Here is a 5,896-nt window from a genome sequence, read left to right as displayed (position 1 = left end):
GCCCGGCGGGGGTTGCGTCGTCCCGGCGCCCGGCCGGCGGTCGGGCGGGCGGCGACGAGGGGTCGGAGGAGCAGGGGTCGGAGGAGCAGGCCGGGCGGGCGACGCGCACCATCGTGACCGGCGCGCTGGAGGAGCCGGAGCAGCAGCTCGGCTGACGCGGCTTGCCCCGGTTGACGGCAGATCACACGATTTGGCGACGGATCGCTGTATTTGGACGCATGGCCGGGGTGCGAGGGGGCAGAGTGTGCGGTGGACGCGCGCCGTACGCGCCGCTCCGCCACCGTAGCCGCCGTGACCGTGCCTGGGGGTCGCCCGATGTCAGTCGCCCGCCGCCGTCGCCGGATGCCCGACGAGGTACGGTCCGCCGCCGTGCGGGCGGTGCTCTGTCTGGCGTTCACACTGGTCTGGATCATGGTCGCGACGCTCGCCTCGTACGCGGGCAGAGGGCTGCTGACACCGGCGTTGCTGGCGATGGCGCTGGGGGTGTTCGGCACGGCCTGGTGCCTGCTGGAGATCGTGATCTCGCGTCAGATCGCCGCTCAGCGGATGCGCGGGCCCCATTCGGCCACCCCGATGGCGGGCAGCCGGGTGCGGCCCGGGCCGGCCGGACGGGTGCCGCCCCCGGGCCCGCCGGGCGCCCGCCCGACCGGCCCGGGGGGCGCCCCGGCGACGGGACGTCAGCCGCGGCTGCCCACCGCGTAGCCGTACTGCTGCGGCCAGGCGCGCTCGGCGCCGAGCTCGCGGGCGGCGTGCAGCGGCCAGTACGGGTCGCGCAGCAGCTCGCGGCCCAGCAGGACGACGTCGGCCCGGCCGTCCGCGAGGATCTCCTCGGCCTGGGCGGGCTCGGTGATCAGGCCGACCGTGGCGGTGGGCAGCCCGGTGGCGGCGCGGACCTCGGCCGCGAACGGGACCTGGTAGCCGGGTCCGACCGGGATCCTGGCCGCCGGGGACGTGCCGCCGCTGGAGACGTCGAGCAGGTCGACGCCGATCCCACGGAGCTCCTTGGCCAGCAGCACGGTCTCGTCGGGGGTCCAGGAGGGCTCGCCGTCCAGCCAGTCGGTGGCGGAGACGCGGAAGAGCAGCGGCAGCTCCTCGGGCCAGACCTCGCGGACCGCGGCGGCGACCTCCCGGGCGAGGCGGCTGCGGCCCTCGAAGGTGCCGCCGTAGCCGTCGGTGCGGTGGTTGGCCGCCGGGGAGAGGAAGGAGTGGATCAGGTAGCCGTGGGCGCCGTGGATCTCGACGGCGCGGAAGCCCGCGGCCAACGCGCGACGGGCCGCGGCGGCGAAGTCCCCTACCACGCACTGGATCTGCTCGACCGTCAGCTCCTGCGGGGCGGGCAGCTCGCCGAACGGCACGGCGGACGGGCCGACGCTCTGCCAGGCGAGCTCCTCGGACACCCGGCCGCCGCCCCGCCAGGGCCGGTCGGTGGCGGCCTTGCGGCCGGCGTGGGCGAGCTGGATCGCGGGGACGGCGCCGTGGGCCTCGATCAGCGCGGCGATCCGGGCGAGCCGCTCGGCCTGGGCGTCGTTCCACAGACCGAGGTCGTACGGGGAGATCCGGCCCTCGGGGCGCACCGCGGTGGCCTCCACGATCACCAGGCCGGCGCCCCCGGCGGCCCGGGAGCCGTAGTGGGCGAGGTGGAAGTCGGTGGCCACGCCCGCGCCGTCGCCGTCCGGGAGCGCCGAGTAGGTGCACATCGGTGAGAGCCAGACGCGGTTGCGGACGGTCAGCGAGCGAAGGGTGATCGGCTCGAACAGGGCGGTCACGACGGCTCCTCGGTGGGGTGTGGCGCAGCGGCGTACGACAGCGCGATGCTGGTACGCCGAACACCGTACTACGAGAACCCTCGAACTTCGATACCTCTCGTACGATGGTCGGTGCACCGCCCCTGCCGCCCCGCGACCGAGGAGCCCGCATGACCACCGAGAGCGTCACCCTGCTGCCCGAGCCCGCCCTCGCGGAGATCCGGCTGGAGCAGGTGCTGCACGCCCTGGCCGACCCGATCCGGCTGCGGATCGTACGCGAGCTCCACGACTGTCACGTCGAGATGTCCTGCACCGCCTTCGACCTGCCGGTCACCAAGTCCACCACCACGCACCACTTCCGGGTGCTGCGCGAGGCCGGGGTGATCCACCAGCACCGGCGCGGCACCGCGCGGATGAGCACGCTGCGCCACGCCGACCTGGCGGAGCTCTTCCCCGGGCTGCTCGACGCCGTCCTGGCCGGCGCCCGCCGGGAGGACCCGGCCGGCGGGCCGACCGGCCAGGACACCGCGCAGCCGACCGGCTAGGGCACCGCGCGGAAGTGGGTGGTCAGCCGCCCCTGGTCGTCCAGCACGTGGAAGGCGACCATCGGCGGCTGGTCGAAGACGACCTGCCCGCCGTCCTCCCCGCTCTCGCAGGCCAGCGTGACGGTGGAGACCACCCCGGGGGCGACCAGCAGCGGCAGCCCGGCGAAGCGGGTGGCCGCGCCGGTGTGGGCGTGGCCGCAGAGCAGCGCGGCCACCCGGGGGTGCCGGGCCAGGACGGCGGCCAGCCGCTCCTCGCCGAACTGGCGGATGGGGTCGACGTACGGCAGGTGGAGCTCGACCGGCGGGTGGTGGAAGGTCACCAGCGCCGGACGGTCCTGGTCGCCCTCCGCGAGCGCGGCGTCCAGCCGGTCCAGCGTCTCCCGCGCGAGCCGGCCCTCGTCGCTGCCGGGGATCGAGGAGTCGAGCAGGAACACGTCCGCCCCGGGCAGCCGGCGCACGGTGTCGATCGGGCCGTCGGCGGGCTCCTCCCCCAGCAGCACCCGGCGGTAGGGGCCGCGCACGTCGTGGTTGCCGGGGCAGTGCAGCACCGGGTGGCGGGAGTCCAGGACCTCGGCGACCTGCTCGTACTCGCCGGGCAGGCCGTGGTCGGCGAGGTCGCCGGTGACCAGGACGGCGTCGAGCGGGCCGGGCAGGGCGTCGAGGTACGCCATCACCCGCTCGGCCCGCTCACGGGCCCTGGCCCCGCCGTCGCCGTCATGGTCCTGGCCGAGGTGGATGTCACTGAAGTGAGCGATCGTCAGCATGGCGACCACCCTATGAAGATCACGAGGAGAGCGGTACCTCCGCCGGACGCTTGAACATCCGGGTGGCGGTGATCTCGCCGTGGATCGCCGGGCCGTCCGGGTCCTGCGGCGCCGGCAGGCCCGGGCGCAGGTGCTCCTCCACCGAGATGTACTTGAGGCCGGCCCGCAGGTCGGCGTCGTTGCGCAGCCGGATCACCAGCGGGAACTCGGCGAGCGCGGTGGTGTCGAAGAGGCCGGTGGTGTAGATCAGCTGGACGCCGAGCGCGTCGGCCACCGCACGCTGGAGCTCCAGCAGGTAGGTGGCGTTGGCGCGGCCGATGGGGTTGTCCAGGAACAGCGTGCCGGCGTGGCGCAGCTGGGACTGGCCGCGGTCGTTGGCGCGCAGCGCGGCCATCGTGCAGTACAGCGCGATGGCCGCGGTGAGCAGCTGGCCGCCGGAGAAGACGTCGGACATCTGGCCGACGCCGACCCGCTCGGCGCGCAGCACCGCGTCCGGCTTGAGGATCTCGACGCTGACCCCGCGCGGGCCGATCGCCGCGGCGACACCGCGCAGCAACAGCGACATGCCGTCGCGGCGCAGGTCGCTGTTCTTGCGGACGGCGGCCCGGGTGGCCTCGTCGATCACCTCGCCGAGGCGTTCGACCAGGGTGGCGTGGTCCGGGTCCTCGAAGCGGATGCGCAGGAACTCCTGGCCGGACCACTCCCCCAGGCCCTCGGGGAGGCGGGACAGCCGCTGGGCGGCGCGCAGGGTGGTCAGCGAGGACTCGACCAGGCCGCGCAGGCGGTCGACGATCGAGCCGCGGTTCTTCTCCAACTGGGCGAGCTCGTCGGTGAGCACCCGCAGCCGGGGGGCGAAGGCGGCGGCCCAGGCGGCGGCGTGGTCGGGCAGCGCGGAGGCCGGCAGCTCGCGGATCTGCTGGCGGGCCGGGGTGCGGACGGCCTCGTAGCGGGCCGCGTTGGCATGCCGGACCAGGGCGTCGGAGGCGTCGCGGACGGCGAGCTCGGCGGAGGACAGCTCGCCCGCGGCGGAGCGCAGGGTGCGGCGGGCCTCGGCGGCGGCGATCCGGGCGTCGGCGAGCGCGCCGAGGTACGGCTCGACGGCCGGGCCGTCCTCGTCCTGGTGCTCGCGCAGGCCGTCGCGCAGCTGGCCGGCGTGCTCGTCGAAGTCGGCGGCGGCGGCCTGGGCGGAGTCGAAGGTGCGCTGGAGGTCGGCGTGGGCGGTACGGGCCGCGTCCAGGGCCTCGCGGCGCTCGGCGAGCCGGCCGGTGGCCGTGCGCAGCAGGGTCTGGGCGTGCTCGGGGTCGGTGGGGACGAGGTCCTCGGGCAGCTCGGTGTGGGCCTCGCCGTCGGCGGGGGCCGAGCGCTCGGCCTCGCCGCGCAGCCGGCCCAGCTGCTCGCTGGCGGCGGCGGAGCGGGCCTCGATGGTGGCGACGAGTTCCTCGGCGCGGGCGGCGGCGGCCTGGCGGGCCGGGCCGTCGGCGCCGTCGGTGCTGCCCAGCAGCTCCTCCGCGCGGGTGCGGACCTTGTTGGTGAGGCGGTCGAGCTCGGCCGCGGCGGCGGCCTCGTCGCCCTCGGCGCGGGCCTGCTCGGCCCGAAGGTCGGCGCCGACGCCGACCTTCTCGTACAGCTGGGCGGCGGCGCGGTAGGCCTCGCGCAGCGCGGGCAGGGCGGCGGGGGTGGTGTCGCCGGGCTCGTCGGTCTGCTCGGCGGCGGGGATCTCGGCCCGCTCGGCGCGCAGCGTACGGGCGGTGCGGCGGGCGTCGTCGGCGGCGCGCTGGACGGCCCGGCGGTCCTCGTCGCAGGTGCGGGCGCGCTCGGCGCACTGGGTCCGGCGGCGGTCGCACTCGGTGGCGTCCTCGGCCAGTTCGCGCAGGGAGCGGGTCCAGTTGGCGCGCTCGCGCAGGCGGAAGGCCAGACCGGAGAGCGCGTCGGCACGGCGGCGGGCGCGCTGGGCGGCCTCGCGGTGCTCCTCGTGGGCGCAGGCGGCGGTGTGGTGGTCGGTCTCGGCCTCGTCGTGCTCGGTGCGCAGGGTGGTGAGGGCGGCGGCGGCCTGCTCGGCGTGTTCGCGGGCGGCCCCGGCGGCGGCGGCGAGCTCGGCGAGGGTGCCGGGCGGGCAGGACGCGTGCCAGGAGGCGAGGCGGGCGGCGAGCGCGCGGTCGCCGCCGAGGCGGGCGGCGAGTTCGCGGATGTGCTCCTCGCGGGCGGTGGCGCGGGTGCGCAGCTCGCGGCGTTCTCCGTCGGCCGCGGACTCGTCGTGCATGGCCGGGTTCGGCGGCACCAGGAAGAAGGCGGGCTCCTCGGTGATCGGGGCGATCAGCGAGGCGGCGGCGCCCACGGCGACGGTGGAGCGGGGCAGCAGGGCGGCGGCGGCCAGGGCCTCGCGGGCGCGCTCCAGCGAGCTGGGGTCGGTGATGACCACGCCGTCGACCAGCTCGGGCCGGGCGGCGAGGATCGCCTCGTGGTCGGCCGGGTCGACGGACTGGGCGAGGTAGCGCCAGCCGGGCAGCGCGGGGATGCCGTGCTCGGCCAGGTACTCGACGGTGGCGAGCACGTCGGGGCCGGGCGGCAGCAGGCCGCCGTCGCCGAGGGCGGCGAGGATGCGGGCGTCGTCGGCGGCGGCGGTGCGCAGGTCGAACAGGGTGCGCTCGGCGGTGGCGATGGCCTCGTCGAGCAGCTCGCGCAGGGCCTCCGCGGAGCGGTCGAGGACGGCGGGGGTGAGGAAGCCGGCGTCCTCCTCGGCGCCCTCCTGGTAGGGGGTGAGGGAGAGCAGGTCGGCCAGGCGCGGCTCGGCGGCGAGCAGGGCGGCGGTGCGCTGCTCGGCGGCGAGGGCCGCGGCGGCGGC

The 5,896-nt window shown here is 76.6% G+C and carries 4 protein-coding genes and 1 pseudogene; 2 read left to right on the top strand and 3 right to left on the bottom strand.

Annotated features, from left to right (window positions below):
• Positions 1–342: 342 nt before the first annotated feature.
• On the top strand, positions 343–702 hold the full coding sequence (locus ACWEQL_RS40405; RefSeq protein WP_452156287.1) for a hypothetical protein: 360 nt from the start codon (positions 343–345) through the stop codon (positions 700–702).
• Here ACWEQL_RS40405 and ACWEQL_RS40400 read toward each other — a convergent pair.
• A complete protein-coding gene (locus ACWEQL_RS40400; RefSeq protein ID WP_452156285.1) occupies positions 678–1,766 on the bottom strand; it encodes an NADH:flavin oxidoreductase/NADH oxidase in 1,089 nt (362 codons plus the stop codon). The genes ACWEQL_RS40405 and ACWEQL_RS40400 overlap by 25 nt on opposite strands.
• Positions 1,767–1,915: 149 nt before the next feature.
• Between ACWEQL_RS40400 and ACWEQL_RS40395 the strand changes: the two genes are divergently transcribed.
• Entirely contained in the window at positions 1,916–2,290 is a 375-nt protein-coding gene (locus ACWEQL_RS40395; protein ID WP_452156283.1) for an ArsR/SmtB family transcription factor, read from the top strand.
• On the opposite strand, the gene ACWEQL_RS40390 is transcribed toward ACWEQL_RS40395, so the two are convergent.
• Together ACWEQL_RS40390 and ACWEQL_RS40385 are read right to left on the bottom strand one after the other, a co-directional pair.
• Positions 2,287–3,054: a metallophosphoesterase gene (locus ACWEQL_RS40390; protein ID WP_452156281.1), complete on the bottom strand. Its 768-nt coding sequence runs from the start codon at positions 3,052–3,054 to the stop codon at positions 2,287–2,289. The two genes, ACWEQL_RS40395 and ACWEQL_RS40390, sit on opposite strands and share 4 nt — an antisense overlap.
• A gap of 19 nt (positions 3,055–3,073) precedes the next feature.
• Positions 3,074–5,896 (bottom strand): annotated as a pseudogene (locus ACWEQL_RS40385) (hypothetical protein); the annotation flags it as partial.

It is taken from the genome of Kitasatospora sp. NPDC004240, from assembly GCF_053603215.1.
This window is presented reverse-complemented; position numbering and strand designations above follow the sequence as displayed.